We start from the raw sequence: 920 nt of genomic DNA on the forward strand, positions 1-920 counted from the left end.
GATTCGTACGGATCTGATCCGGATCCAAGCCAACGACACGCCGTCATTAGACCCACTTTTTGTCTATTAACCCGTAAAAACAATCCCCGACGTACGCTAGTCACATGACTGTTTTCCGTACGATAATGCGGAAAACCCCGTAGCTTGAACACTACGGGGCCTGCTGTACACCGCCTGGGACTCGAACCCAGAACCCACTGATTAAGAGTCAGTTGCTCTGCCAATTGAGCTAGCGGTGCTCGTTATTCTTTTATGTTTGCCGCCCGCGGCAACGAATAGATACTTTACTCAGGCCCACCACCCAGCGCAAGTTAAGAAGCCTACCTAAAGCTGTTTCCTCCCTCACATCACCTCCCCACCACCAGATAAGCGCAAGATAGCGCGCTTTTCGCCGCCCTACAAACGGTATCCCACGCGATTGCGGCAACCCTTAACCCCGGTGATTAAGGGTCTACGGGCACTCGCCCAGCGCAACATCGCACCCTCCCCGTTTCCACGCCCCTGCACCCCGCTTGCGCGGGGAACAGCGATGCACAGGCCCGAGCACTTTTGCTGGGCTGGAATTACCCCCGCTTGCGCGGGGAACAGCTTGCCCATCGAAGCGCAGGTAGGCAGGTAGCAGAATTACCCCCGCTTGCGCGGGGAACAGACACTGAAATCGCTTTGCTCTTTCGGGTCCACAGAATTACCCCCACTTACTTGGGGAACAGCTGGCTGACCTGGCTGTTTATCGGCGGCGGACTCGGAAAACGCAATGGAACAGAGTTCAAGATTTGCGGCTCGCCGCGAGATATGCCGGTGCGCCGGGCGCAACAACCACGTTAGTTCCCACCTCTCAAATTTGGGGGTGCGGACGGTTTCCTAGAGATTTTTAAGGAGATCGTTCAATGAATAAGAAACCGGGAGTTGCGAACGGGATC

Annotated in this window: 1 tRNA gene; it reads right to left on the bottom strand. The window is 55.5% G+C overall.

Annotated features, from left to right (window positions below):
• Window positions 1-166: 166 nt before the first annotated feature.
• Window positions 167-239 (bottom strand) — tRNA-Lys (locus tag ACRQDJ_RS09235).
• Between the last annotated feature and the right edge of the window lie 681 nt (window positions 240-920).

The organism is Actinotignum urematis, assembly GCF_051264595.1.
GTDB lineage: Bacteria > Actinomycetota > Actinomycetes > Actinomycetales > Actinomycetaceae > Actinotignum > Actinotignum timonense_A.